Origin of the sequence: Streptomyces amakusaensis (assembly GCF_039532665.1) — a bacterium.
Classification (GTDB): domain Bacteria; phylum Actinomycetota; class Actinomycetes; order Streptomycetales; family Streptomycetaceae; genus Streptomyces; species Streptomyces amakusaensis.
This window is the reverse complement of record NZ_BAAASB010000009.1, coordinates 14,414-40,331: the sequence shown is the minus strand read 5'-3', so window position 1 is coordinate 40,331 and position 25,918 is coordinate 14,414. Positions and strand designations below refer to the sequence as shown.

Below are 25,918 nucleotides of genomic sequence, written 5' to 3'. Positions count from 1 at the left end.
GACGGGCGCGAGCGCCACGGACACGCAACCTCAGGAATGGCCGGTTCGCCGGCCTGCCAGATAACGGGATGAACATGTCTGACATACCGGCGAACAGAGTTGTCATCACAGGTCTCGGCGCGGTCTCCAGCATCGGCCTGGGAGCCACCGAATTCCTCTCCGGTCTGCGATCCGGACAGAGCGCCGCGAAGCCGATCACCTCGTTCGACACCACCGGCTACGAGCACGCCAACGCCTGCGAGATCGAGGGCTTCGACGCCCGGCAGTGGATCAAGAACCTGGAAGTCGAGACCCTCGGCCGCGCCAGCCAGTTCTCGGTGACCGCGGCGCGCATGGCGGTCGAGGACGCGGCGCTCTCCGAGGCCGAACTGCGCTCCGCGCGCTGTCTGATCTCCATCGGCACCACCGACGGGGAGTCCCGCGATCTCGACCAGCTCGTCGAGACCGAGGTGCGCCACGGCCCCGAGCGGATGGACCCCGTGGTCACCGCGCGGGTGCCGGCCGGACGGCTGTCGGCGGCCATCGCCCACGAGTTCGGAATGACCCAGGTCGAAGCGGTCACCCTGCCCACCGCCTGCGCCGCGGGCAACTACGCCATCGGCTACGGCTACGACGCGGTGCGCACCGGCGAGATCGACTACGCCCTCGTCGGCGGGGCCGACGCGCTCTGCCGGAAGACCTTCACCGGCTTCTACCGCCTCGGCACCATCGCGCCGGAGATGTGCCAGCCCTTCGACATCGACCGCAAGGGGATCCTCACCGGCGAGGGGGCCGGCGTACTCCTGCTGGAGAGCCTGGAGTCCGCCCTCGCCCGGGGCGCGACCATCCACGCCGAGGTGCTCGGATACGGCCTCAACTGCGACGCGCACCACCCCGTCGCGCCCAACCAGGACAGCATCGCGCAGTGCATGAAACTGGCGCTCGACAGCGCCGGGGTCACCCCGGAGGACGTGGACTTCATCTCCGCCCACGGCACCGGCACCAAGGCCAACGATGTGACCGAGGCCCGTGCGATCCGGCAGGTCTTCGGGGACCGCACCCCGAAGACGATCTCCATCAAGTCGATGCTCGGGCACAGCATGGGGGCCGCCAGCGCCCTCGCCTCGATCGGCTGCGCCCTCGCCCTCACCGAGGGCTTCATCCCGCCGACCATCAACCATGTCGAGACCGACCCCGAGTGCAATGTGGACTGCGTGCCCAACCACGCGGTCCAGGCGGATCTGCGGGTCGTCCAGAACAACGGGCTGGCCTTCGGCGGCAACAACTCGGTCGTGATCTTCGGCAAGTACCAGGCGGACCGGCCCGAGCGGACCGACCGGACCGAGCAGGCGGCACGGGTATGAGTGCACACTCCCCCGCCCCCGCCGAGGACCGGCCGGAGCTGGTCTTCACCGGCATCGGCGCGGTCGCCAGCGTCGGCGGCTCCGCCGACGAGATCTTCAGCGCCCTGTGCGCGGGCCGCAGCGGACTGGCCGAGCTGCGCTCCTTCGACCGCGACCGCTACCGGGTCCGGCACGCCTACGAGATCGACGACCGCCCGCCGTCCGGCGAGGACGAGCCGGGCCGGGCGACCCGCTGGCTGCTCGCGGCGATCGAGGAGGCCGTCCGGGACGCGGGGCTCGGCGAGGATCTGGCCGAGGTGCCGATCCTCATCGGCACCGGGCTGCGCGAACTCCGCTCGGCCGAGCTGGGCTGGCGCGACGGCGCGGCCTTCGACGCCGGGCGCCTGCACTTCGGCACCGCGCTGCGCGAGCGCTTCGGGGCGGTGCGCACACACACCTTCTCCAACGCCTGCTCCGCCTCCCTGTACGCGCTCGCCATGGGCAGCGATCTGCTGCTCTCCGGCGAGACGGACACCGTCGTCGTGGCGGGCGTCGACACGCTCACCGAGAGCATGTACGGGCTGCTGGACCGCGTCCACATGGAACCGCCGGAGCAGCTGCGCCCGTTCGACCGGGACCGCCGGGGCGTGCTGATGGGCGAGGGCGCCGCGGCCGTCGTCCTGCGCCGGGCGGACGCGAACGCCGACGCCGACACTCGTACCGCCGCCGCCCCCGTACGCGGCAGGCTCCGCTCGGTCGCGGTGAACTGCGACGCGTACCACGTGACCGCGCCCGACCCGGGCGGGATCGCGGAGGCGGTGCGCGCCGCGCACCGGGAGGCCGGGGTCAAGCCCGAGGACATCGATCTGGTGATGCTCCACGGCACCGGCACACTGCTCAACGACGAGGCCGAGGCCACGGCGGTGGGAGAGGTCTTCGGACCGCATGTCTCCCGCCCCCTGATGACGGCGATCAAATCGATGACCGGTCACACCTCGGGCGGCTCCGGGCTGCTCAGCCTGATCGTGGCGCTCCAGGCGCTGGAGGGCGGGCGCGTCCCGCCGGTGGTGGGGCTGCGGCAGCCGGTGCCGGAGGCCGAGAAATTCCGGCTGGTCAGGGACGAACAGCTGCTCGCCGAGCCGGTCCTGGCCCAGGTGGACGCGTTCGGGTTCGGCGGCGTCAACGCGGTCGCCGTGGTGGAGAGGGCAGCACTGTGAGCGGCACCGTGAGCACCGACGGCATTCTGATCACCGGCATCGGTACGGCCCTGCCCGGCGTGGAAGGCCCCTCCGACCTGCTGCGGGCCGCCGGCCCGCCCCGGGACACGGCGGCCCCCGCCGTCGATCCCGCCGCCCTCATCGGCAAGCGCGGACTGCGGTACAAGGACCGCGCCTCCCAGCTCGCCCTGTGCGCCGCCCGGGCCGCGCTGCTGGACGCCGGGCTGCTGGACGGCGCGACGGCGGCGGACGGCGCGCTCACCGTCCCCGGGGCCTCCGTGGCCGTGGTGGTCAGCTCCAACCTCGGCAATCTCGACACGGTCTGCGAGGTCGCCGACGGCATCAAGGCGGAAGGCGTCACCGGCATCAGCCCCATGGGCCTGCCGAACGCCTCCAGCAATGTCATCGCCTCGTCCGTCGCCATCCGGCACGGTCTGCGCGGCCCCAATCTGATGGTCTGCAACGGGGCCACCTCCGGGGTGGACGCCGTGCACTGGGGAGCCGCCATGCTCCGGGCCGGCCGCGCCCAGCGGGCCCTGGTCATCGGGGTGGAGACGCACAACCGCCAGGTGGAGTGGCTGCTCGGCCGCCCCGCGGACGAACTCCTCGACGGGGCCGTCGCCCTGCTGCTGGAGCGGGCCCCGGCCGCCGCCGAGCGCGGGGCCGCCGGGATCGCGGCGCTGGGACCGTACGCCCGCGAGGCCGGGGTCGAGGACTGCGTACGACGGCTGCTGTCCGCCTCGGGCGGCCGGCCGGGCTCGTGGTACGTCCCCGAGGGCCACCGCGACGCGTCCCCGGCGGCGCTGTCCGGGGTGGCGCGCACCGATCTCACCGAGCGGTTCGGCAGCGCGTCCGGGGCGCTCGGCGTGCTCCAGTGCGCCACGGCGGCGCGGGGGCTGGCGCTCTCCGGGGCGGGAGAGCCGGGCACGGCCCTGGTGACCTCGGGCGCCGACGGCGACGACGCCTCCGCCGGGCTGGTGCTGCTGGCCGTGGAGGCGTCCGCGTGATGTCCTCGTCCGCTCCGGTCTCCGTACGCAGAAGAGGCAAGGCCGCGCCCGGCCGGCCCCGGGTGCTGCTGCTGCACGGCCTCGCGAGCGGCGGCAATGTCTGGGACGCGTATCTGGAGCGGACGAACGGAACCGACGGCACCGACGGCGCGGACCAGGAGAGCTGGACCGCCGAACTCCCCTGGCGCGGAACGGAGTCGACCGGCTGGACCGATCACTCCCCCGCCCACTGGGCGCGGCAGGCGCTGGAGCTGGTGCCCGGCGGCGCGGATGTGGTGATCGCCCACTCCTTCGGCGCGAACGCCCTGCTCTCGCTGCTCGCCGACGCCTCCGGGCCGCCCCCGGGCGTACGGACGCCGAGCGCCGTGGTGCTGGTCTCGCCGTTCTACCGGGCGCGGGCCGAGGAGTTCGGCTGGGACTCGATCGCGTACTACCTCAATGACTTCGACCGCATCCTCGCCGACGGACTGCGGGTCCGCTCCGGCGGCCGGCTCTCCGACGAGCTGCGCCGGGACATGGCGCTCAAGGTCCGCGACCGGATCGGCCCGTACGGCTGGATGAGCTTCTTCGAGACCTATCTCCGCACCCCCCGGCTCCGCTGCGACCTGCTGACCGTGCCGGTCCTGATCGTCGGCGGGGAGGGGGACTTCGCGGCCTTCCCCGGCGACGCCCACGCCCTGGGCGCGGCGCTGCCGAGCGCGACCGTACGCATCCTTCCCGAGGCCGGCCATTTCGCGATGGCCGAGCGGGCGGCCGAGTTCGCCGCCCTCACCCGGGACTTCATCAGCACCGCCGTCGGGCCCCTTCCGGCCCCGGACGGCGACCGCACCGACCGACACTGACAAAGGGAGCACCACCGATGACCCTGGAGACCGGTACGGGCCTCAAGGCCCTCCTGGAGACCGAGACCACCGTTCATGTACGCCCCCGTTACGAGGGGTCGAACATCAATACGTGGATCGGCTTCAAGCACGTCAACTACATGGTCGAGGAAGCGGTCCTGGAGCACTTCCGCTCCGCCGGACTGCCGTCCCGGGAGCTGTTCGAGGAGCTGGGCCTCGGGCTCGACCTGGTCGATCTCGACACACGCATCCTGCACGCCTTCCACCAGGACGATGTGGCCCGCGCGACCGTCCGCCCGGCCACCGAGGGCGGCGACACCCGGATCGGGCTCGCCGTCACCCTCTTCGTCGAGCGGGACGGCAAGGAGGTCAAGGCGGTCACCTCCAAGGTGCGGGTCTCCCTGCGGATCGACAGCTACCTCCCCGCCGAGGGGCTCCCGGCGGAGCTGGAGCAGTTCGCCGTGCCCAGGATCAGCGGTCTGACCGGGCAGAGCGAGCACGACGGCCGTGAGGTCTCGGCGCTGCCCGCCACCCCGCTCTCCGACGGGCGCGGCACCACCGGTGACGACCCGGTGCTGGAGCTGCTGACCTCGGGCGCGAACGCCTTCGGCTGGAAGTGGCGGATCCCCTACCCGTACTGCCACTTCAACGAGCGTCTCCAGCTCTCCGGCTATCTGCGCCAGGTGGAGGAGGTCGTGGACCTCTTCCTCGCCGACCGGGGCATCTCCATCAAGACCCTGCTGGACGACCGCCGGTGGATCCCGGTGGTCCCGCACTCCCGGGTGCAGCTGCTCGACGAGGCGCTGATGGAGGAGGACCTGTACACGGTCTTCACCGTGGAGGAGGTCTTCAAGGACTTCACCTACACCGCGCGCACCGACTTCTACGTGGTGCGGGACGGCCGTCTCGTCCAGACCGCCACCGGCCGGATCACCCACGGCTACGCGGTGTTCGAGAACCGCCGCGACTGGAGCCTGGTCAACTTCGACGAGCGGGTGCTGAACGCGCTGGGCGGCACGTCCTAGCCGGCCCCCGGCCCGGCCGCCGAGCCGGGCCCCGCATCCCCTCATCCCCTGTGCACCGGAGACGATCGATGCAAGAAGTGCTGATCACTGGAGTGGGCGCGATCTCGCACCTGGGCCATGGCGCGGACGCGTTCTGGCACGGACTGCTGCGTGCCGGGAGCAGCCCCGGCGAGGTCGCCGATCCCCACGCCCGTATGTCCGTCCCGCTGATGTACTCCGTACCGGAGCAGCCGCTCCCGGAGATCTCGTTCGACGGGGGCGGGGTCCCGCCGGGGCTCGCCTCCCGGTACGCGATCGAGGGCGCCCGGCAGGCGCTCGCGGACGCCGGTCTCGGCGAGGTGCCCGCCGAGCGTACGGCGGTGGTCATCGGGACCGGGATGGGCGACTCCGGGCTGCACGAGCAGTGGCGCACGGACGGCCGCCCCGACGCGGACGGCGCGTGGGCCCCGGTCTTCTCGGTGGCCTCGGCGCTGGGCGCGTGGCTGGGGGCCGAGGGGCCGGTGAGCAGCATCAGCAACGCCTGTGCGGCGAGCGGGTTCGGGCTGTCGGCGGCGGCGGACCTGATCCGTACGGGGGTCGCGGACGTCGTGGTCGCGGGCGGCGCGGAGGCGTACTCCCGGGTGGCGCTGGCCTGCTTCAACCGGCTGGGGGCGGTCGACCCGGAGCGGTGCCGTCCGTTCGATGCGCGGCGCGCGGGGACGGTGTTCGGCGAGGGCGCGGGGATCATGATCCTGGAGTCGGCCGAGCACGCCCGGGCCCGCAGGGCCCCGCGTGTCTACGCCGAGCTGGCGGGCGAGGGGTGGAGCTGCGACGCCCACCACGCGACCGCGCCGGAGCCCGCCGGGACCCAGATCGTCCGGGCCATGCGGGCGGCGCTGGAGCAGGCCGGCGCGAGCGCCGACGAGGTCGGGTGCGTGGTGCCGCACGGCACCGGCACCGAGCTGAACGACGTGGTCGAGAGCGGGGCGCTGCACACGGTGCTCGGCGAGCGGGCCGCGCGGACCCCGCTCTACAGCCTGAAGGCCCTGGTGGGACACACCGGCGGGGCCGCGGCGGCGCTGGGGACGGTGGCCGCGGCGCTGATGCTGCACCACGGGAAGGTGCCGCCGAACCGTCCGGTCGCGGAGCTGGACCCGGAGTGCCGGGTGCGGCTTCCGGAGTCCGAAGTCCCGCTGGAGGGCCGTTTCGCCCTCGTCAACGCCTACGCGTTCGGCGGCAACAACGTATCGCTCGTCCTGAAGGAGGCCCGCGCATGACCGCCCGCCCGTACGACAGCGGTGAACCGGTGGTCTCGGGCATCGGGGTGGTGACCCCCTGGACCGACCAGCCGGAGAAGGCGGCCCTCGCCGACCGGCCGGCCGTGCCGGGCCAGTGGTTCGACCACCGCGCCCGGCTGGGACCGCGCGGCTACAAGTATCTGCCGCCCGCCTCGCAGTTCTTCCTGGCGGCGGCGAAGTACGCGCTGGCCGACTCCGACGACGACCCGGCCCGGTACGCGGCCGAGCGGCGCGGGGCGGCGGTGGGCACCAACAGTTCGGCGGTGGCGCTGCACGACTCCATGGACCGGACGGTGCTCCAGGAGAGCGCCGCCGCGCTGAGCCCCGCGTCGGCCCCGTACTTCTCGATCAATCTGTTCGGCAGCCGGCTGGCCACCGAGCACGGGCTGAAGGGGTTCAATCTCACCCTCACCACCCCCCGGGTCGCGGGGCTCGAATCGCTGGAGACCGGGGCCCGTGCGGTGGCCGCCGGGCGGGCGTCCTGGCTGCTCGCGGGTGCGACGGAGGAGGCGCTGCCGGAGGGGCTGCCCGGCCATGAGCGCTCCGAGCGCGGTGCGGTGGCCCTGGTGCTGGAGCCCGCCGGCGCGGTGCGGGAGCGCGGGGGGCGGGTGTACGGCGGCTGCCGGGTCAGCAGTCACTTCCTCGCGCCCGCCGTCGCGGCGTCCGCCGAGGGGCCCGAGCGGGCCCGGCGGCTGATCGCGCGGGGCGTGGCGGGGGTCGGCTCCGGCTCAGTCTTCGACGGGGCGGGCTTCGGCGGGGCGGGCTTCGGCGGGGCCGGCGGGCCCCGGGTGATCGCCGTGGTCGACGAGTCGGCGGTCGGGCGGGCGGTGGCGAGCGCGGCCGGTCCCGGGGCCACCCTCGTGGCGGCGGGCGCGGGCGCGCTGGAACCGCTCCTCCAGGTCGCGGGAGCGCTGGCGGAGCTGACCGCCCCCGTGCTGGTGGTGGCCACCGCCCCCGGCGGAAACCTCTCCCTCGCCCTGCTCACCCCGCCCGCGGGCGAAGACGGCCGCTGACCGGCGCGCCACCCCTGTCCACCAGATACGCGGATACGAAGCGAGACTTGCCATGACCACCACACCACTCAAGGACACCTGGGCCCTGATCCTCGGGTCCTCCAGCGGCATCGGGCTGGCGAACGCCCGGGCGCTGGCCCGGGAGGGCGTCCATGTCCTCGGGGTGCACTTCGACACGGCCGAGGGCCAGGAGAAGGCCGAGGCCGCCGTCGAGGAGCTGCGCTCCGCCGGGGTGCGGGCGCACTTCTTCAACGCCAACGCCGCCAGTCCGGCCACCCGCGCCGAACTGGTGCCGCGGTTCGCGGAGCTGACCGGCGGCGAGCCGCTGCGCGTGCTGCTGCACTCGCTCGCCTTCGGCACGCTGCTGCCCTACCTCCCGGTGGACGGCGGGCCTGCCATCACCTCGCGCCAGATGAACATGACGCTCGATGTGATGGCCCACTCGCTCGTCTACTGGACGCAGTCCCTCACCGAGGCCGGTCTCCTCGGCCGGGGCTCCAAGGTCTTCGCGATGACCAGCGCGGGCGACCAGAAGGTCACCGCCGCCTACGGCGCGGTCTCCGCCGCCAAGTGCGCGCTCGAATCGCATGTGCGGCAGCTGGCGCTGGAGCTGGCCCCGCGCGGCGTCGCCGTCAACTCGCTCCGGGCGGGGGTGACGGTGACCCCCTCGCTGGAGCGGATCCCCGGCCACCGCGAGCTGATCGAACTGGCGGACCGCAGCAATCCGCACGGCCGGCTGACCCTCCCCGAGGATGTCGCCGAGGCCGTCGTCACCCTGGCCCGCTCCGACTCGTCGTGGATCACCGGCAATGTCATCGGGGTCGACGGCGGCGAGGCGCTGACCTCGTGACGGGTACGGGAGCGGGTACGAGGGCGGGGAGACCGGGAGCCGGGAGCCGGGCCGAACGGGTGCTGCGCACGGCGCTGCGCACGGCGGCGGGGACGCTCTCCACGGTCTGCGCCGGGGCGTCGCTGGCCGCCCGCCACGCGTTCGAGCTGTACCACCCGCAGGCCGCGCCCCCGGGCCGCACCCCCGCCGACAAGGGGCTGCCGGTGCGCGATCTGCGGATCACCACCACCCGCGACCGGGTGACGCTCAAGGCGTGGGCGGTGCCCGCCGACGGCCCGCACACGGTGGTGCTCTGCCACGGCATGGGCCGTACCCGCTCCATGGTGCTGGGCCACATCAAGCTGCTGCACGAGGCCGGTCACCATGTCGTCGCCTATGACATGCGCAACCACGGCGAGAGCGGGCGCGAGCGGAAGTACGGGAGCATGTCCGACCGCTACACCGGCGATCTCGCGGACGTGATCGCGGCGGTGCGCGCGGACCCGGAGCTGAACCGGGGCGAGCTGGCCGTGATCAGCTTCTCCTTCTCCACCTGGGTCGCCCTGCACGTCCTCGACCGGCTCCCGGTCCCGCTCGCGGCGGTGATCTGCGACAGCGGCCCGATGGACGACACCGCGGGCGGGCTGCGGCACTTCGCGCGGCTGCGCCGCTCCACCCTGCCCGAGCGGCTGCGGGAGGGGGTGGGTTTCGCGGTCTACCGCGATCTCTTCGCCCGGATCTGTCTGCACATGCTCGCCGTGCGGAACTGGCCGCCGAAGCTCGACGGCGTGCCCACCCGGCTGATGTTCATCGCGGGCGGCGAGGACCCCGTCGTCCCCGCCGCGCAGGTCCTCGCGGTGGCCGCCCGCTACCCGCGCGCGGAGCGCTGGACGGCCCCGAACGCGCTGCACATGAACGCGGTCCGCTTCGACGCGGAGGAGTACCGCACCCGGGTGCTCGGCTTTCTGGCGGAGGCCTTCACCGCCGCAGCCGGCGCCGGGAACACGAAGGAGGCGCAGGGCCATGGCTGAGTATCTGCTCGTCGAGTCCCAGGGCCGGTACGCCGGCCCCGGCTCGCGGGACTTCCTCGGCGACGCCGAACGGCTGGCCGCGGCCGGCCACACCGTGACCGTGCTGCTGATCGAGAACGGGGTGACCGACGGCGTCGGAACCGGATCGGACGCGGTCGAGCGGCTGCTGGAGGCGGGGGCACGGGTCTGGGCGGACGGCTTCTCGCTGGAGCAGCGGGCCCTGGCGGCGCTGCTGCGGCCGGGGGTCCGCCAGGTGGGGATGGACGAGGTGGCGGAGCAGTTGCTGAGGCCCGCCGTACAGGGAGTGTGGCACTGATGGGCGGTGGAACGGGCAGGGAACTGCCGCGCGCGGACATGCTGATCGCCATCATGGGCGCGCCCCACACCGGCGATCTGGTGACCTCCGCGTTCCGGCTGGCCCAGGCGCTGCTGGAGCGCGGGGCCTCGGTCCATCTGTGGACCTGCGGCCACGCGACCGGGCTGACGCGGACGTCGCTGGGGGACGAGAAGCCGCGCAATGTCGTGGACTGGGCCCGCGCCTATCCGACGACCGCGGCCCTGGCCGCCGAGCTGCTGGCCGCCCACCCGGCGAAGCTGCACTGGTTCGCCTGCCGCTTCTGCAGCCAGGAGCGGGGGGCGGACGCGCACATCCCGGGCATCAGACTGCGCGCCCCGTTCAAGTTCACCGAACATCTGGAGGCCGCCGACAAGTCGTTCTTCCTGGGGGTGTGCTGACCATGGCCGACACCGGACGCCGTCTGCTGATCATCGAGCGGGCCTACCGGGGCGGGGTGGAGACCCAGTTCGCGGACGTGCTGTATTTCGCGCGGGAACTCAACCGCCAGCAGGGCGGTCTGGACATCCTGCTGCGCGGTCTCGCGGTCACCTTCGCGGCGGCCGACCCGGCCCCGACGCCCGTGATCCACCTCGCCGGGCGGGAGCTGGACACCCTGCCCGACCCGAGGGCGGCCGTGCGCACCCTCCTCGCGGAGGGGGCGGGGATCTGGGCCCAGGACGGTGAACTGGAGCGGTTGGGAGCGGGTCCCGGGTGGCTGCTGGAGGGCGTCCGGCCGACGAGCGACGCCGCCTTCCCCGACTGGCCCGGCTACCGGAGCGTGCACTTCCTCTGACCGCCGAACCGACTCAGCGATGAACCGATGAACCGATGAAGCAACCGAGAGGAGCACCGCGTCCCATGGCCACCACCACCACCGCCGTCCGAGGACCGCTCATCACCGCCTGGTCCGTCGTCTCGCCCTACGGTCTGGAGAGCGCCCAGTTCGCGGCCGGGCTGAGCAGCGGCAGGACCACCGCGGCCCCGCTCGACCAGGCCATCTGGTCGGCCCCCGTGGACACCGCCTGCCTGGTCCCCGACTTCAGCCCCGCCGCCGTGCTCGGCCGCAAGGGCACCCGCTCCATGGACCGGGTCACCGGTCTCGCGGTGACCGCCGTGGGGCAGCTGCTGCGCGACGGTGACGGGGAGCGCATCGCCGGTGTCGGCGAGGACGCCGCCCTGGTGCTCGGCACCAACACCGGCAGCGCGCAGAGCATGATGGACTTCACCCGCGACTCGCTGGTGCAGGAGAAGCCGTTCTTCGTCGACCCGATGCGCTTCCCCAACACGGTGATGAACTGCGCGGCCGGCCAGTGCGCCATCTGGCACCGGCTCAAGGGCCCCAACACCACCGTCGCCGGGGGCAGGGCCTCCGGTCTGCTGGCGCTCAACTACGCGCTGCGGCTGCGGAGGTCGGGGCGGGCCAGGACCGTGCTGTGCGGGGCGGTCGAGGAGTTCTCGGCGGCCCGCGCCTGGCTGGAGGTGCACACCCGGCGCGCGGACGAGGCCGATTCCGTGCTGGGCGAGGGCGCCGCCGTACTGCTGCTGGAGTCCGCCGAGGACGCGGCGGAGCACGGCCGCTCCGGGCTCGCCGAGGTGCTGGCCCTGGAGTTCGGCGTCTTCCACTCCGACGACCAGGTCGCCACCGTCCTCGCGGACAGCGTCCGCCGGGCGCTGGCGCGCTCCGGGGTACGGGTGGACGAGATCGCGCTGGCCGCCGACTCCCAGGCGCACGGCGTCCGGGGCCTGGGCGAGCGCGCCGCGCTGCGGGACGTCCTGGGCGACCACTGCCCCGAGCGCATCGCCTGCGCCGAGCCGATCGGCGACACCCACGCGGCCTCCGCGACCTTCCAGACAGCGGCGCTGCTCACGGCCGCCCGCGCGGCCGGCGGGATGACCGGCTCGGTGGGTCTGGTCACCTCCGTCGACCGGGACGGGGTCGTGGGCTGTGCCGTGCTCCGGCTGGGCTGAGCGGCGTACCCGATCCGGTCGCAGAAGTCACGAGAGGAAGGCAGGGACATGAGCACGGAAGCACCCCGGGTGGGACTGCTCTTCCCCGGGCAGGGCGCGCAGCGTCCGGGCATGGGCGGGGCCTGGCGCGACTGCGCCTCCTGGGACCTTGTCGCGGCGGTCTCCGAGATCTCCGGCACCGATGTCGCGGAGCTGCTGCTGACCGCCGGCGAACAGACGCTGCGCCGTACCGATCTGGCCCAGCTGGCGATCTTCACCACCTCGCTGATGGCGTACCGGGAGGCCGCCGCGCTGGGCGTGCTGGGCGGGGTCGTCGCGTACGCCGGGCACAGCCTCGGCGAGTACGTCGCCCTGACGGCCTCGGGCGCGCTGCCGTACGAGGACGCGGTACGTCTGGTGGCGGCCCGGGGCCGGGGCATGCGGGAGGCCGCCGGGGCACGGCCGGGCACCATGGCCGTGCTGCTGGGCGTGGAGCTCGCGGCGGTCGAGGAGGAGACGGCCGCGATCCGCGCGGACGGCGGCCCCGGGGTGTGGGTCGCCAACCTCAACTGCCCCGGTCAGGTCGTGTGCTCCGGTGTCCCGGAGGGGCTGGAGCTGCTCTCGGAGAAGATCGCGGTCCCCGGTGTGAAGGTGATCCGCATCCCGGTCGGCGGCGCGTTCCACAGTCCGCTGATGGGTCCGGCGGCCGACGATCTCGCCAAGGCGCTGACGGACGCCCGGTTCGCCGCCGAGCACGGGACGGTCGTCGCCAATGTGGACGCCCGGCCGTACACGAAGGACGCCGACTGGGCCGACCTGATGACCCGCCAGCTCACTTCCCCGGTGCGCTGGGAGGAGAGCGTACGGACGCTGACCGGCGAACTCGGCTGCGCCCGGCTGCTGGAGCTGGGGCCCGGCACCACCCTGACCTCGCTGATGCGCCGTATCGACAAGAGCGTCGGGGCGACCGCGCTGAACAGCGCCGCCGCCGTCGCCGCGCTCGCCTGAACCACATCCGAACCAAGCCCGCATCACTCACGAAGGAGACATCTCATGTCCGACAACGCCAACACCGCCGTCCTCGACAAGGAAGACCTGCGGGAGACCGTCGCCGAAGTGCTCGACGTCGACGAGGCGAAGCTGACCGACGAGGCCCACTTCGTCAACGACCTCGGCGTGGACTCCCTGATGGCCCTGGAGGTGATGGTCGTCCTGGAGAAGAAGTACGGCGTCAAGCTCGGCGAGTCCGAGCTGAAGGAGGTCACCTCCCTCCAGAAGGCGCACGACCTGCTCGACGCCAAGCTGAAGGCCCTCTGATGGCCGCGCTCGACGCCGGCCCGGTGCGGGCCGTGCCCGAGATCTCGTCCGGGCCGGGCGAACCGCCGCGCACCACCGTCCAGGTCGACGCGGACGAGCGGGTCTTCCCCGGTCACTACCCCGGGTTCCCGATCTTCCCGGGGGTCTGTGTGGTCGAGCAGGTGCGCCGCAGCGCGCTGGCGACCGTCCCGGACCAGGCGGGGAAGGTGATCGTGCGGGCCATCGAGTCCACCCGGTTCCTCTCCCCCGTCTTCCCCGGCGACCGGCTGACCGTGGAGCTGAAGTGGTCGCCCCGGGGCGGGGCCTGGCGCTGCGAGGCGGTCGCGTCGACCGGGCGCGGCCGTGCGGCGACCGTGCGGCTGCGGCTCGTCGCGGCGACGGAGGAGCCCGGACCCGCGACCGAGGCCGAGGCCGGGGGCGCACCGCGTCCGGGCACGGGCACGGGCACGGGCGTCGGCGCGCTGACCATCGGTCAGATCAAGAAGGTGCTGCCGCACCGCTATCCGATGCTGCTGGTGGACCGGGTCGATGAACTCGTACCCGCCGAGCGGCTGACCGCGGTCAAGGCCGTGACCTGCAACGAACCCTGGTACCAGGATCTGGGCGAGGAGGCCGGGGACGAGGGGCACGCCTATCCGCAGGCGCTGCTGGTCGAGTCCTGGTGCCAGGCGGCCGGAGTGCTGGCCGCCTGGGACAGGCCCAACCCCGATGTGCTCTCGGGCCAGGTGATGCTCTTCGGCAGCATCTCGGACGTCGTGCTGCGCCGGCCGGTGCTCCCGGGCGAGGTGCTGGAACACCGGGTGCGGCTGGTCCGCGCCCTCAGCGACACCGTGATCTTCGAGGGCGAGTGCCTGTCGGCCGGCGAGATCGTGATGGAGGTCGGCCGCGTCGTCATGGCGATGCGCCCGGCCGGGGAACTCACCGGCGCGCTGCCGGCCGCCCCCGCGGCCGTGGCCGCCGGGGCTCACCAGGGATGAGGTCGGGATGAACGAGACATCGGCGGGCGAGCGCGGGGTCGCGCTGATCACGGGCGGCACCCGGGGCATCGGCCGGGCCACCGTGCTCAGGCTGGCCCGCGACGGGCACGACGTCGCCTTCTGTTACGCCTCACGGCCGGACGCCGCTGTCGAGCTGGAGAAGGAGGTGTCCGAACTCGGCGTCCGCGTCTACTCCCGGCAGACGGACGTGTCGGACCCGGACGCGGTGCGCGCCCTGGTCGCCGAGACCGAGGAGCGGCTCGGCACCGTCGGCACGGTGGTCACCTCCGCGGGCATCGTGCGCGACCAGCCGCTGCTGATGATGTCGGACGACGACTGGCAGCGGGTCCAGCGGGTGAATCTGGACGGCACGTACCACCTGTGCCGTTCGGTGGTCTTCGAGATGATGAAGCGCAAGAGCGGCTGCATCGTCAACATCTCGTCGGTCGCCGGGGTCTACGGCAACGCCACCCAGAGCAACTACTCGGCGTCGAAGGCGGGCATCATCGGCTTCACCAAGGCGCTCGCCAAGGAGGTGGGCCGCTACGGCATCCGGGCCAACGCGATCGCCCCCGGCTTCATCGACACCGACATGACCTCCGCCCTGCCCGACAAGGTCAGGGAGCAGGCGGTGAAGACCATTCCGCTGCGCCGGCTCGGCCGTCCCGAGGAGGTCGCCGACATGGTGTCGTACCTGGTCGGAGCGGAGTATGTGACGGGCGCGGTGCTCCAGATCGACGGAGGCCTCGTTGTCTGACACGGCCGGCCGGTCCGGGGCGCGCAGGCAGCCGCCCCGGTTCTACTTCTCGCTGCGCAGCCCGTACTCCTGGATCGCCTGCCGGGATCTGGTGGCGGACCACCCGGATCTCGCGGCGGCCGTGGAGTGGCGGCCGTTCTGGGAGCCCGACGAGAGCAGCGCCGGGGCCCTGGCCGAGGCGGGCGGGGGTTTCCCGTATGTGGCGATGTCCCGGGAGAAGCATCTGTACATCCTCCAGGACGTACGGCGGCTGACCCGGGCGCGGAAGCTGGAGATGAGCTGGCCCCTGGACCGGGACCCCGTCTGGGAGGTGCCGCATCTGGCCTGGTTCCTCGCGGCGGACGCGGGGCTCGGCCGGGAGTATGTGGAGCTGGCCTGCCGGGCGCGCTGGCAGGAGGGGCGCGACATCTGCGATCCGGCGGTCGTCGGGGAGCTGGGGGCCGCGCTCGGGCTGCCCGCCGACCGGATGGCCGGCGCGGCGCTGGACGCCGGGCTGCGCGCCCGGGGGGTCTCGGCGCTGCTGGACGTCCACCGCGACGGTGTCTTCGGGGTGCCCTTCTTCGTCCACCGGTACGACAAGTTCTGGGGCGTGGACCGGCTCGCGGAGTTCGCCGAGACGGTGGGGGGCTCCGCGGGGACGCGTCCGGCGGCAGGCCGTGGGAGCGACAGGCCCGACCAGGCCGGGGAGACCGGAGGCGGGGGCGACCGGGGACATGCCGGCGGCTGCGGCTGAGACCGGCTCCGCCGCCGGCCGGTGCGCGGACCGGTCCGACGGCGGGGGGAGCGGGAGAGCCCCGGGCCGGGACGGTCCGGGGCGGACCGTCCCGGCCCGGGGTGCTCAGTCGGCGTCGCCGACGCGCTCCGCCGGGGCGGCGGAACCCTTCCCGGACAGCTGGGGCTCGGGCTGCGGCTCGGGCCCGGAAGCGGGCTCCGGGTCCGATTCGCCGGTCGGCCGGGCACGGCCGAAGGCGACGGCGGAGATCACGGCCAGGGTCGCGACCATCGCCGCGCCGACGAGGCTGGAGACGTTCATACCGGCGGTGAACGCCTCGCGCGCCGCCGAGAGCAGCTCCTCCGACAGCGCGCCGGAGAGATCCTCCGCCGCCGCGGTCGCCCCCGCGAGGGTGTCCTCGGTCTGCTCCAGCGCCTTCGCCGGGAGCCCCTCGGGCAGGGAGCCGTCGATCTGGCTGCGGTAGACGGCGGTGCCCAGGCTGCCCAGCAGCGCCACACCGACCGAGATGCCCAGCTCGGTGCTGGTCTCCGACATCGAAGCCGCCGAACCGGCCTTCTCCGGCGGCACGGAGCCCACCACCATGTCGGTGCTGAGCGCCGTCATCGGGCCCGCGCCGAAGAAGACGAGCGTGATGCCCACGACCACCATCACCAGCCCGGATTCGGCGTCGGCCGCGGCCAGCGTCAGATAGCCCACGACGGCCACCGTCAGACCGCCCGCCACCACATGGCCCGGGCGGAATCTGCGCGCCAGGGACGGGGCGATCAGCGAGCCGACGGCGCTCGCCACGGCCGTCCCGATCAGCAGGAACCCGGCCTTCAGCGGCGGCAGATCGGCCACCATCTGGAGGTACTGGGTGGCGAACAGATAGAGGCCGCCGCCCGCCGCGGTGGAGACGAGGATGATCAGAAGCGCCGAGCGGAAGGAACGGTCGCTGAAGAGCTTGAGGTTCAGCAGCGGGTCTTCCAGGCTGTGCTGACGGCGCACGAAGAGCACCGCGAACACCACGCCGACCACGATCGCGAGGCCCGGCACCAGCCCGAAGCCGCTCTCGGCCATCAGCTTCAGACCGTAGATCGTCGGCAGGATGCCCGCCAGGGAGAGCGCCACGCTGACCAGGTCGAGCCGGCCCGCCTCCGCCGGGCGGTACTCCGGGAGCACCTTGGGACCGACCACCAGCAGCAGCACCATCACCGGAACGGCCAGCAGGAAGACCGCCCCCCACCAGAACCACTCCAGCAGGACGCCGCCCACCACCGGGCCGACGCCCATCCCGGACATGAAGCAGGAGATCCAGATCGAGATGGCCACGCCCCGCTGGCCCGCGTCCTTGAACATGTTGCTGATCAGCGACAGCGTCGACGGGGCCAGCGTCGCGCCGGCGACACCCAGCAGCGCGCGGGCCAGGATCAGCAGCAGCGGACTGCTGGCATAGGCCGCCACGATCGACGCCACGCCGAACGCGAAGGCTCCGATCATCAGCAGCCGCCGGCGGCCGATGCGGTCGCCCAGGGTTCCCATGGTGATCAGGAAGCCCGCGATCATGAACCCGTAGATGTCCATGATCCACAGGAGTTCGGAGCTGGTCGGCCCCAGATCCGCGCCCAGGTGCGGGGAGGCGAGGTACAGCACGCTCATGTCCAGGGCCAGCACCAGGGTCGGCAGGGTCAGAACGGCCAGGCCGATCCACTCCCGCCGGCCGGCGCGCAGGCCGGGACCGGTCGAAGTATCAGTGTCCACTCGGGGTCCTCACAGAAAACTCGCTGACGGGGGGAGGAGGGCGCGGCGCGCCCCGGGTCGCACGGGGCTCACGGCCGCCAGACGCCGGTCGCAGCGGCGTCACGGGCGTACTCGGCGAAGTCGCGCGGCTCACGCTTCAGAACGCGCTGCACGCCGTCGGAGAGATAGGCGTTCCGTCCGGCCCGGATGCCGTCGAACACATCCGCCGCGAAGGCGGCGGCACCCGGGTCCGCGCCCGATGCCACCATCCGCTCCACGCACTCCTCGCGCGAGACCGGCCGGAAGGCGATGCTCCGGCCGGTGGCCCTCGCCACCTCCTGGGCCGCATCGCCGAAGGACATCAGACGGGGGCCGGAGAGTTCGTACACCTCTCCTCCGTGGCCGTCCTGGGTCAGCACGGCGGCGGCGACCGCGGCGATGTCCTCCGCGTCGATGAAGGGGTCGGGGCCCTCGCCGGTGGAGAGCGCCAACTCCCCCGCCAGCATGCTGTCGAGGAAGAGGTCCTCGCTGAAGTTCTGGGCGAACCAGGTGGGGCGCAGGATCGTCCACTCGGCGTCCGAGGCCCGCAGCGCCGCCTCGGCGGGAAGCGGCGCGTCGGGCGTCTCCAGGCCCCGGGCGGAGAGCAGCACATGGCGGCGGGCCCCGGAGGCCACGGCGAGTTCCACGAACGGGGCGAGGGTCACGGCCGGGTCGGCCGAGCCGTCGTCCACCAGATACACGGCGTCGACCCCGCTCAGGGCGGTGGCCCAGGTCGGCTCGTCGGCCCAGTCGAAGCCGCGTTCGCCGGAGCGGGAGGCGGGAATCGCCGTCACGCCCTGGGACCGGAGTCGGGCCACCAGACGGCGGCCGGTCTTTCCGGTACCGCCGAGAACAAGTATGGAGTCGATGGTCATGCATCCAGTCAACCCCCCTGAGAATGCAGGGCCGATGGCCATGACGCCGGAAACGATACGTGTGCGTCCAGGCCGCCCACCCTGTGTGTTCGGACGGTAGAATCGTGTGATGGACGCGCTCGCCAATCTTCTGTACGAGACGAGGGCCCGGGGTGCCGTCTTCGGCCGGTCGGTCCTCAATCCGCCGTGGTCGCTGCGGTTCGTCGGCGGCGCCCCCCTGACGCTGATGACCATGCTGTCGGGCACCGCCTGGGTCTGGCCGGACCACGCGGAGCCGCTGCGCGTGGAGCCCGGGGATCTGGTGATCGTGACGGGCTCCGTACCGCACACCGTGGCCGACGCGCCGACGGCCTCGGCGGCGATCCAGGTGCACGGCTCCGAGCGGTGTCTGACGGCCGACGGCGTCGATGTCACCGACGACATCCGGCTGGACCTGCGGACCTGCGGCGAGCGGTACGAAGGCTCGTCGATGCTGCTCACCGGCGCGTACCAGGTCGGCGGGGAGATCAGCGACCGGCTGCTGAAAGAGCTGCCGCCGGTGCTCCTGGTCCCGGGCGAGGACCGCCACCATCCCATGCTGGAGCTGGTCGCGGCCGAGGTGAGGCAGATCGACCCGGGGCAGCAGGTGGTCGTGGACCGCATGCTCGACCTGCTGCTCGTGTACACCCTGCGGGCCTGGTTCGCCCGGCCCGAGGCGCAGGCTCCCGGCTGGTACCGGGCGCTCAGCGATCCGGTGGTCGGCGAGGCGCTGCGGCTGATGCACGACGACCCGGCGCGGCCGTGGACGGTGCGGATGCTGGCGGACAAGGTGGGGGTCTCCCGGTCGAGTCTGGGCCATCGGTTCACCACACTGGTGGGCGAGCCGCCGATGGCCTATCTGGCGGCGTGGCGCGTGTCGCTCGCCGGTGACCTGCTGCGGGCGACGGACGCCACGGTGGCGTCCGTCGCCCGCCAGGTCGGCTACGCCGACGCGTTCGGGCTGAGCGCGGCGTTCAAGCGGATCCGCGGGGTGCGCCCGACGGACCACCGGAGGGCGGCGGTCGCGGACGCCGAGGCCGCGCTCCTCTGAACTCCGGCGGCGGCCGTCACGGCGCGGGCGGGAAGTGCCCGGCCCCGACGAAGAACTGGACGTACCGCTCGAACAGCTCCTTCGTCATCTCGGGGCAGACGACCCCGGTGGCGGCGAGCGCCTCGTTCGTCTCCGTGGCGTCGACGGGCAGATAGGTGTCGTCGCCGAAGGTCGCGAACGCCTCGAAGGTGTCGAGAAGCGGAATGATCGCGTTCCCCCGGTCGGACTTGACCCGGTCCAGCCAGTCGGACCACTCCAGTTCGGCCAGGGGATAGCCGAAGGACCTCAGATGGCCGACGATCTCCGGGTAGGTGAGGGCGCTGTCGCCGGAGACGTTGAAGGTGCGCCCGGCGGCCTCCTCCCGCAGCGAGAGCCGGGTGACGGCGGCGGCGACATGGTCGACCGGGACGAGGTGGAACGTACCGGCCAGCCCGGTGGGGACGGCGCCGGCCTGCACCAGCCCCTTGACGCTGAGCCAGACGAAGTCCCTGGTCTGGCAGGCTCCGTTGACGCTGTCGCCGGAGACCGCGTCGACGCGGTAGACGGTGACCGGCAGACCGCGTTCCCGGGCGAGGCCGATGATGCCCTCGGAGACCCACTTGCTCTGCCGGTAGCCGTTGTGCATGTCCTCCGGCGGACCGGTGGGGTCGTCGGCGCGGAGCGGTACGCCGTCGGCGACGGTCCTGGTGTAGACCCCGGTCGAGGAGATGTGGTGGACCGGGACCGTGCGGTGCAGGGCGGCGAGCCGGAGCACCTCCTCGGTGCCGGTGACATTGGCGGCCTTCACGGTCGGGTACGAGTAGAGCCAGTTGACCGAGGCGCCGGCGTGGTAGACGGCGTCGGCGCGGCGGGCCAGGTCCTCGTGGACGCCGGGGTCGAGGCCGAGGGAGGGCCGGGCGAGATCGCCGAGGACGACGGAGATCCGGCTTCTGTCGATCTCGCCGGCGATGCCGTACCACTCCAGATGCTCGATCAGCCGCCGGGTGGCGCTCTCGGTGTCCTCGCCCCGGACGAGGCAGTGCACCCTGGCACGGGTGGTGCGGAGCAGATCGCGCAGGAGGAACGCGCCGACGAAGCCGGTCGCGCCGGTGAGCAGGACCTCCCGGGGGTCGTGGGCGGTGTGGACCACCTCGTCCGCGGGGACGATGTCGTCGGCCAGCCGGACCTCGGAGGCGAAGTCGATCTCCGGCAGGGCCGGTTCGGCGTCGGGGAGCGGCTCGGCGACCAGTTCGCCGAGGAGATGGGCGGCGAGCGCGGACGGCGTGGGGTGGTCGAAGACGATGCTGCCGGGGAGGCGCAGTCCGGTGGCGGTGTTCAGTTCGTTGCGGAGTTCGACCGCGGTCAGCGAGTCGAAGCCGATGTCGGTGAACCTGGGTTCGCCGTCGACGGCGGTGTCGCGGTGGCCGAGGACGGAGGCCACCCGGGAGACGACCAGATCGCGCAGGAGTTCCAGACGCCCGGCGGGGTCGAGTCCGGCGAGACGGTCGGCGAGTCCCTCGCCGCCGGTTCCGGTCCCGGGTACGGGGACGGTGCGGCGGCCGGGGAGCCTGACCAGGTCGCGGAGGACGGGCAGGACCCTGGTGGGGTGGGCGCGCATCGCGGCGAGGTCGAGCGGGGTGGCGATCGCTCCGGAGCGGTCCAGGGCGACGGCCCTGTCCAGGAGTTCGGGTCCGGCCTCGGAGGAGACCTGGCCGAAACCGTCCCTGGCGATCCTGGCGAGGTCGGCCTCGCCGAGTTCCTGGGTGATACCGCTCGCCTGGGCCCACAGGCCCCAGGCGATGGAGGTGGCGGGGAGGCCGCGGTGCCGTCGGTCCTGGGCCAGGGCGTCGAGGAAGACATTGGCGGCGGCGTAGTTGGACTGGCCGGGGCCGCCGAAGACACCGGCGACGGAGGAGAAGAGGACGAAGGCGGAGAGGTCGGCGTCCCGGGTCAGCCGGTGGAGTTGCCAGGCGGCGTCGAGCTTGGGGCGCAGCACCCGCTCGACGTCGTCCGCGGTGAGGGTGGTCAGCAGTCCGTCGCGGATGAGGCCCGCGGCGTGGACGACGCCGGTGAGGGGATGCTCGGCGGGGATGTCCGCGAGAACCGCGGCGAGCGTCTCGGGGTCGGCGGCGTCGCAGGCCGCGATGGTGACCTTCGCGCCGAGGGCGGTGAGTTCCGCCTCCAGCCGCGCGGCGTCGGGCGCGCCCCGGCCGCTGCGGCTCAGCAGCAGGAGGTGGCCGACCCGGTGACGGGCGGCGAGATGGCGGGCGATCAGGCCGCCGAGGACACCGGTGCCGCCGGTGATGAGCACCGTTCCGCCGGGCCGCCAGGGGCCGGCGGGGGTGTCCTGCGGCACGGCCGAAGTTTCGGGCTCGGGCTCGGGTATGCGGGTGAGTTGGGGGATGGCGATCCGGCCGTCCCTGATCCTGACCTGGGGTTCTCCGGCGAGGAGCACGGCGGGCAGCCGGTCGGCGGAGGCCGGTGAGGCGTCGAGGTCGGCGAGGACGATCCGGCCCGGGTTCTCGGCCTGGGCGGAGCGCAGCAGTCCCCAGAGGGGGGCGGCGGCGAGGTCGGCGACGGGCTCGTCGGCGGCGACCGCCGCTCCCCGGGTGAGGATCACGAGACGGGTGTCGGCCAGCCGCTCCTCGCTGATCCAGGCTCGGACCAGGGCCAGCGCCCGGTGCGTCAGCTCATGGGCGGCCTCGGGGATGCGGTCCGGGTCGCCGGGCACGGGCGGCGGCACCAGGACGGCGTCGACGCGCAGGCCCGCGGCGAGGGCGTCGGCGACCTCGGAGGGGTGGGCGAACCGGGCGGCACCGGGCGGGGCCGCGAAGGTTTCGGAGGTTTCGGAGGCGGTGTCCTTGAGGTCCAGGACACCCCAGCGGGTCTCGGTCGCGGGCTCGGGCTCGGACAGGGGCAGCGGGATCCAGTCCAGGCCGAACAGGGAGTCGTACGGACGGGTGCGGATCCGGTCGATCCGGTCCTCGGTGAGCGGGGCCGGGCGGAGGGCGCGGGTCTCCAGGACGGGCTGCCCGTCCTGGTCGGCGATCCGGAGTACGAGGTCGCCGTCGGGGAGTTCCCGGACGGCGACGCGCAGTTCGCGGGCCCCGTCGGCGTACAGACGTGTCCCGTCCCAGCGCACGGGGACGGTGACGGTACGGCCGTTCTCGTCCCCGTCCCCGTCCCCGCTCTCGTTCGGGAGGGCGAGGCGGATCGCGGCGTCGAGCAGGGCGGGGTGGAGACCGTAGCCGTCGGAGTCGACCGTGTCCGGGAGCGCGATCTCGGCGAAGACGGTGTCGTCCCGCCGCCAGGCGGCGCGGATTCCGGTGGGCGCGGGGCCGTGCGGGCCGTCGTCGCCGAGAGGCTCGCCGACGGGCAGCGGTTCGGCGTCGGGCGGCCAGGAGGCCAGGTCGAAGGCGGGCTCGGCGGGGGCGTTGCCCATCCGCCCGGCGGCGTACCGGGTCCAGGGGGCGTCGCCGCCCTGGGGACGTCCGTGCACGGTCAGCGGCCGTTCGCCCGCGGCGTCGGGCGCGCCCAGGGAGATCTGGAGCTGGAGCCCTCCCTCGTCCGGGAGGAGGAGGGGGGTGTCGGTGGTGAACGCGGAGAGGGTGGTGCAGCCGTGTTCGTCCCCGGCCCGGAAGGCGAGTTCCACCAGGACGGCGGCGGGGACGACGGGAGCGCCGAACAGGGTGTGATCGGCGAGCCAGGGGTGGGTGCGGCGGGAGAGCAGCGCGGTGGCGACCAGCCCGTCGCCGCCCGCGAGCGGGGTGAGCGCCCCGAGCAGGGGGTGTCCGGCGGTGTCGAATCCGAACCGGCCGGGGTCCCCGCCCGTGGTGGGCGCGGGGTCCAGCCAGTAGCGCTCGCCCTGGAAGGGGTAGGTGGGCAGATCGACCAGGCGCGCGCCGGTGCCGTCGAAGAAGGCCTCCCAGTCGACGGGAGCCCCGGCGAGATGGAGCCTGCCGACGGCCTCCACGAGGACGGACGGCTCGGGGTGTCCGGCGCGCATCACCGGCAGGGCCGCGTGGTCGCCGTCGACCACCTCGCCGACCAGCGGGGTGAGCACCGTGGCGGGGCCGATCTCGACGAAGGCGGTGGCCTCCAGGGCGGAGAGGGAGCGCAGCGCGTCGGCGAAGCGGACGGGCCGGCGGACATTGCGCACCCAGTACCCGGGGTCGGTCAGCAGCCCCTCGGGGGCGCGTTCGCCGGTGACGGTGGAGACGACGGGGACGGTCGGCTCGTGGTAGGTCAGTTCGGCGGCGACGGCCCCGTACGCGGGGAGCATGCCCTCCATCAGCGGGGAGTGGGAGGCATGGCTGACCGTGATCCGCTTGACCCGCCGTCCCCGGCGCTCGAACTCGGCGGCCACCGCCAGCACGGGCGTCTCCTCGCCGGAGACGACCACGGCCCGGGGGCCGTTGACGACGGCGATCCCGATGACGTCCGGGTCGTGGCCGCGGAGGACCTCACGGACCTCGTCCTCGCCGACGCGGAGGGACACCATCGCGCCGGTCTCGGGGAGGGCCTGCATCAGCCGGCCCCGGGCGGCGATGAGTTTCGCGGCGTCCGGGAGGGAGAGGACGCCGGCGATGTGGGCGGCGGTGACTTCGCCGCTGGAGTGTCCGGCGACCAGATCGGGGCGGACGCCCCAGGCGGCGAGGGTGCGGACGAGGGCGGTCTGGACGGCGAAGAGCGCGGGCTGGGTGAACTCGGTGCGGTCGATGGGGCCGGGCTCGCCGAAGACGACCTCGCGCAGCGGCCGGCCGAGGTGCGGGTCGAGTTCGGCGCAGATCTCGTCGAACGCCTCGGCGTAGACGGGGTACCGCTCGTACAGTTCGCGGCCCATGCCGACCCGCTGGGGGCCGCCGCCGGTGAAGAGGAACGCGACCCGGCCGTCGGGGCGGCGGAGGGGGGTGGTGTCGCCGTCGGCCAGGGCCCGGAGTCCGGCGAGGAGGTCGGCGCGGTCGGCCCCGACGACGACGGCGCCCCGGTCGAGGACGGACCGGGCGGTGGTGAGCGAGTAGGCGAGGTCGAGCGGTGCGGCGCCCTGCTCGGCGGCGGCGAGCAGGCCGGCCGCCCGGTCGCGGAGCGCGGGGCCGGTCTTGGCCGACAGGGGCCAGACCAGGGCCGGGGGCGGGGTGGGCGCGGCGGCGGGTCCGGCCGCGGGTTTCCCGGCGGGGGCCGGGGGCGGGGCGGGGGGCTCCTCGATGATGACGTGGGCGTTGGTGCCGCTGACGCCGAACGCGGAGACGGCGGCCCGGCGGGGCCCGTTCCGCTCCGGCCAGGGCCTGGCCTCGGTGAGGAGTTCGACGGAGCCCGTGGTCCAGTCGACCAGGGGGGTGGGCTCGTCCACATGGAGCGTGCGGGGCAGCCGGCCGTGGCGCATGGCCATCACCATCTTGATGACGCCGCCGACGCCCGCGGCGGCGACGGTGTGCCCGATGTTCGACTTGAGGGAGCCGAGGAGGGCGGGCGCGCCGTCGGGCCGGCCCTGGCCGTAGGTGGCGAGGAGCGCCTGAACCTCGATGGGGTCGCCGAGCCGGGTGCCGGTGCCGTGGCCCTCGATGACCTGGACGTCGGCCGGGGAGAGCTTGGCGTCGGCGAGGGCCTGCTGGATGACGCGTTCCTGCGAGGGCCCGTTGGGCGCGGTGAGGCCGCTGGACGCGCCGTCCTGGTTGACGGCGGAGCCGCGCAGCACCGCGTGGATCTGATGGCCGTTGCGCCGGGCGTCCGAGAGCCGTTCCAGGAGTACGACCCCGACGCCCTCGGCCCAGGTGGTGCCGTCGGCGGTGCCCGCGTAGGACTTGGCGCGGCCGTCGGGGGCGAGGCCTCGCTGCCGGGAGAACTCGACCCAGCCCGCGGGGTCGCCCGCGACGGTCGCGCCGCCGGCGACGGCGAGGGTGCTCTCGCCCCGGCGCAGGGACTGGGCGGCGAGGTGGATGGCGACGAGGGAGGAGGAGCAGGCGGTGTCCAGGGTGACCGCGGGCCCTTCGAGCCCGAAGGTGTACGAGACCCGTCCGGCGACGACGGCGGTGAGGCTGCCGGTCATCAGATAGCCCTCGAGCTCCTGCGGGCCGTTGAGGGTGACATAGCTCTGGCCCGCGATGCCCGCGAAGACCCCGGTACGGCTGCCCTTGAGGGTCTCGGGCCGCACCCCGGCGCGTTCGAGCACCTCCCAGGTGGTTTCGAGGAACTGCCGCTGCTGGGGGTCCATCGCGAGGGCCTCGCGGGGCGAGATCCCGAAGAACGCGGCGTCGAAGCGGGTCGCGCCGTCGAGGAAGCCGCCGGCCCGGGTGTAGGTGTGGCCGGGCTTGTCCGGGTCGGGGTCGTAGATGGACTCGGTGTCCCAGCCCCGGTCGGGCGGGAACTCGGTGATGGCGTCGCGCTCCTCGGCGACGAGCTGCCACAGCTCCTCGGGCGAGGAGACTCCGCCGGGGTAGCGGCAGGCCATGCCGACGACGGCGATGGGCTCCTCCCGCCCGGCTTCCAGCTCGGCGATGCGCTCGCGGGCCTTGCTCAGGTCGGCCGTGACCCACCTGAGGTACTCGACGAGTTTGCTCTCTTCGGACACAGGAATGCATTCCCCTCGGTGACTGGAGTACCGGTCGG

At 73.5% G+C, this 25,918-nt stretch carries 21 protein-coding genes and 1 pseudogene; 19 read left to right on the top strand and 3 right to left on the bottom strand.

From position 1 onward, the window contains the following. Positions 1-74 precede the first annotated feature (74 nt). The 18 genes from ABD371_RS17465 to ABD371_RS17380 all read left to right on the top strand — a co-directional run bounded on the left by ABD371_RS17465 (position 75) and on the right by ABD371_RS17380 (position 15,631). The gene (locus ABD371_RS17465; protein WP_344477904.1) at positions 75-1,343 is read left to right on the top strand and encodes a beta-ketoacyl-[acyl-carrier-protein] synthase family protein; all 1,269 of its coding nucleotides are present in this window, start codon (positions 75-77) and stop codon (positions 1,341-1,343) included. Beyond that, positions 1,340-2,539 carry a beta-ketoacyl-[acyl-carrier-protein] synthase family protein gene (locus ABD371_RS17460; protein WP_344477902.1) on the top strand — a complete coding sequence of 400 codons (1,200 nt, stop codon included), beginning with the start codon at positions 1,340-1,342 and terminating at the stop codon, positions 2,537-2,539. The genes ABD371_RS17465 and ABD371_RS17460 overlap by 4 nt, the downstream gene beginning before the upstream one ends. After that, positions 2,536-3,546: a beta-ketoacyl synthase N-terminal-like domain-containing protein gene (locus tag ABD371_RS17455; RefSeq protein WP_344477900.1), complete on the top strand. Its 1,011-nt coding sequence runs from the start codon at positions 2,536-2,538 to the stop codon at positions 3,544-3,546. Before ABD371_RS17460 ends, ABD371_RS17455 begins: the two co-directional genes overlap by 4 nt. Next, complete coding sequence (locus ABD371_RS17450) at positions 3,546-4,388, top strand: alpha/beta fold hydrolase (RefSeq protein ID WP_344477898.1); 843 nt, start codon at positions 3,546-3,548, stop codon at positions 4,386-4,388. The genes ABD371_RS17455 and ABD371_RS17450 overlap by 1 nt, the downstream gene beginning before the upstream one ends. Positions 4,389-4,405: 17 nt before the next feature. Further along, on the top strand, positions 4,406-5,413 hold the full coding sequence (locus ABD371_RS17445) for a hypothetical protein (protein WP_344477896.1): 1,008 nt from the start codon (positions 4,406-4,408) through the stop codon (positions 5,411-5,413). A gap of 68 nt (positions 5,414-5,481) precedes the next feature. Then, complete coding sequence (locus ABD371_RS17440; RefSeq protein WP_344477894.1) at positions 5,482-6,669, top strand: beta-ketoacyl-[acyl-carrier-protein] synthase family protein; 1,188 nt, start codon at positions 5,482-5,484, stop codon at positions 6,667-6,669. Next, the gene (locus ABD371_RS17435; protein WP_344477892.1) at positions 6,666-7,703 is read left to right on the top strand and encodes a beta-ketoacyl synthase N-terminal-like domain-containing protein; all 1,038 of its coding nucleotides are present in this window, start codon (positions 6,666-6,668) and stop codon (positions 7,701-7,703) included. Before ABD371_RS17440 ends, ABD371_RS17435 begins: the two co-directional genes overlap by 4 nt. Positions 7,704-7,755: 52 nt before the next feature. Continuing rightward, positions 7,756-8,553, top strand: a complete 798-nt coding sequence (locus ABD371_RS17430) for an SDR family oxidoreductase (protein WP_344477890.1) — start codon at positions 7,756-7,758, stop codon at positions 8,551-8,553. Continuing rightward, complete coding sequence (locus ABD371_RS17425) at positions 8,550-9,563, top strand: alpha/beta hydrolase (RefSeq protein WP_344477888.1); 1,014 nt, start codon at positions 8,550-8,552, stop codon at positions 9,561-9,563. Before ABD371_RS17430 ends, ABD371_RS17425 begins: the two co-directional genes overlap by 4 nt. Continuing rightward, positions 9,556-9,879 carry a hypothetical protein gene (locus ABD371_RS17420; protein WP_344477887.1) on the top strand — a complete coding sequence of 108 codons (324 nt, stop codon included), beginning with the start codon at positions 9,556-9,558 and terminating at the stop codon, positions 9,877-9,879. The genes ABD371_RS17425 and ABD371_RS17420 overlap by 8 nt, the downstream gene beginning before the upstream one ends. Further along, positions 9,879-10,298, top strand: coding sequence for a hypothetical protein (locus ABD371_RS17415; protein WP_190123800.1), 420 nt, complete (start codon positions 9,879-9,881; stop codon positions 10,296-10,298). Before ABD371_RS17420 ends, ABD371_RS17415 begins: the two co-directional genes overlap by 1 nt. A gap of 2 nt (positions 10,299-10,300) precedes the next feature. After that, positions 10,301-10,693 carry a hypothetical protein gene (locus ABD371_RS17410; RefSeq protein WP_344477885.1) on the top strand — a complete coding sequence of 131 codons (393 nt, stop codon included), beginning with the start codon at positions 10,301-10,303 and terminating at the stop codon, positions 10,691-10,693. A gap of 65 nt (positions 10,694-10,758) precedes the next feature. After that, entirely contained in the window at positions 10,759-11,868 is a 1,110-nt protein-coding gene (locus ABD371_RS17405; RefSeq protein ID WP_344477883.1) for a beta-ketoacyl synthase N-terminal-like domain-containing protein, read from the top strand. Positions 11,869-11,916: 48 nt separating this feature from the next. Beyond that, a complete protein-coding gene (locus ABD371_RS17400) occupies positions 11,917-12,855 on the top strand; it encodes an ACP S-malonyltransferase (protein ID WP_344477881.1) in 939 nt (312 codons plus the stop codon). A 45-nt stretch (positions 12,856-12,900) separates the two neighbouring features. Continuing rightward, positions 12,901-13,164 (top strand): acyl carrier protein, encoded by a 264-nt coding sequence (locus ABD371_RS17395; RefSeq protein WP_190123804.1) that lies wholly within the window; start codon positions 12,901-12,903, stop codon positions 13,162-13,164. Beyond that, positions 13,164-14,141: a 3-hydroxyacyl-ACP dehydratase FabZ family protein gene (locus ABD371_RS17390; RefSeq protein WP_344477879.1), complete on the top strand. Its 978-nt coding sequence runs from the start codon at positions 13,164-13,166 to the stop codon at positions 14,139-14,141. Before ABD371_RS17395 ends, ABD371_RS17390 begins: the two co-directional genes overlap by 1 nt. Positions 14,142-14,148: 7 nt before the next feature. Continuing rightward, positions 14,149-14,898: a 3-oxoacyl-[acyl-carrier-protein] reductase gene (fabG, locus tag ABD371_RS17385; protein WP_344477877.1), complete on the top strand. Its 750-nt coding sequence runs from the start codon at positions 14,149-14,151 to the stop codon at positions 14,896-14,898. Continuing rightward, complete coding sequence (locus ABD371_RS17380; RefSeq protein WP_344477875.1) at positions 14,891-15,631, top strand: 2-hydroxychromene-2-carboxylate isomerase; 741 nt, start codon at positions 14,891-14,893, stop codon at positions 15,629-15,631. The genes fabG and ABD371_RS17380 overlap by 8 nt, the downstream gene beginning before the upstream one ends. A gap of 105 nt (positions 15,632-15,736) precedes the next feature. On the opposite strand, the gene ABD371_RS17375 is transcribed toward ABD371_RS17380, so the two are convergent. Next, a complete protein-coding gene (locus ABD371_RS17375) occupies positions 15,737-17,371 on the bottom strand; it encodes an MFS transporter (RefSeq protein ID WP_344477873.1) in 1,635 nt (544 codons plus the stop codon). A gap of 68 nt (positions 17,372-17,439) precedes the next feature. Next, positions 17,440-18,264 carry an NAD(P)H-binding protein gene (locus ABD371_RS17370; RefSeq protein WP_344477871.1) on the bottom strand — a complete coding sequence of 275 codons (825 nt, stop codon included), beginning with the start codon at positions 18,262-18,264 and terminating at the stop codon, positions 17,440-17,442. A gap of 109 nt (positions 18,265-18,373) precedes the next feature. Here ABD371_RS17370 and ABD371_RS17365 point away from each other — a divergent pair, with 109 nt between their 5' ends. Beyond that, positions 18,374-19,333, top strand: coding sequence for an AraC family transcriptional regulator (locus tag ABD371_RS17365; protein ID WP_344477869.1), 960 nt, complete (start codon positions 18,374-18,376; stop codon positions 19,331-19,333). Positions 19,334-19,349: 16 nt separating this feature from the next. Here ABD371_RS17365 and ABD371_RS17360 read toward each other — a convergent pair. Continuing rightward, positions 19,350-25,880: pseudogene (locus ABD371_RS17360) on the bottom strand (thioester reductase domain-containing protein); the annotation flags it as partial. Positions 25,881-25,918: the final 38 nt, after the last annotated feature.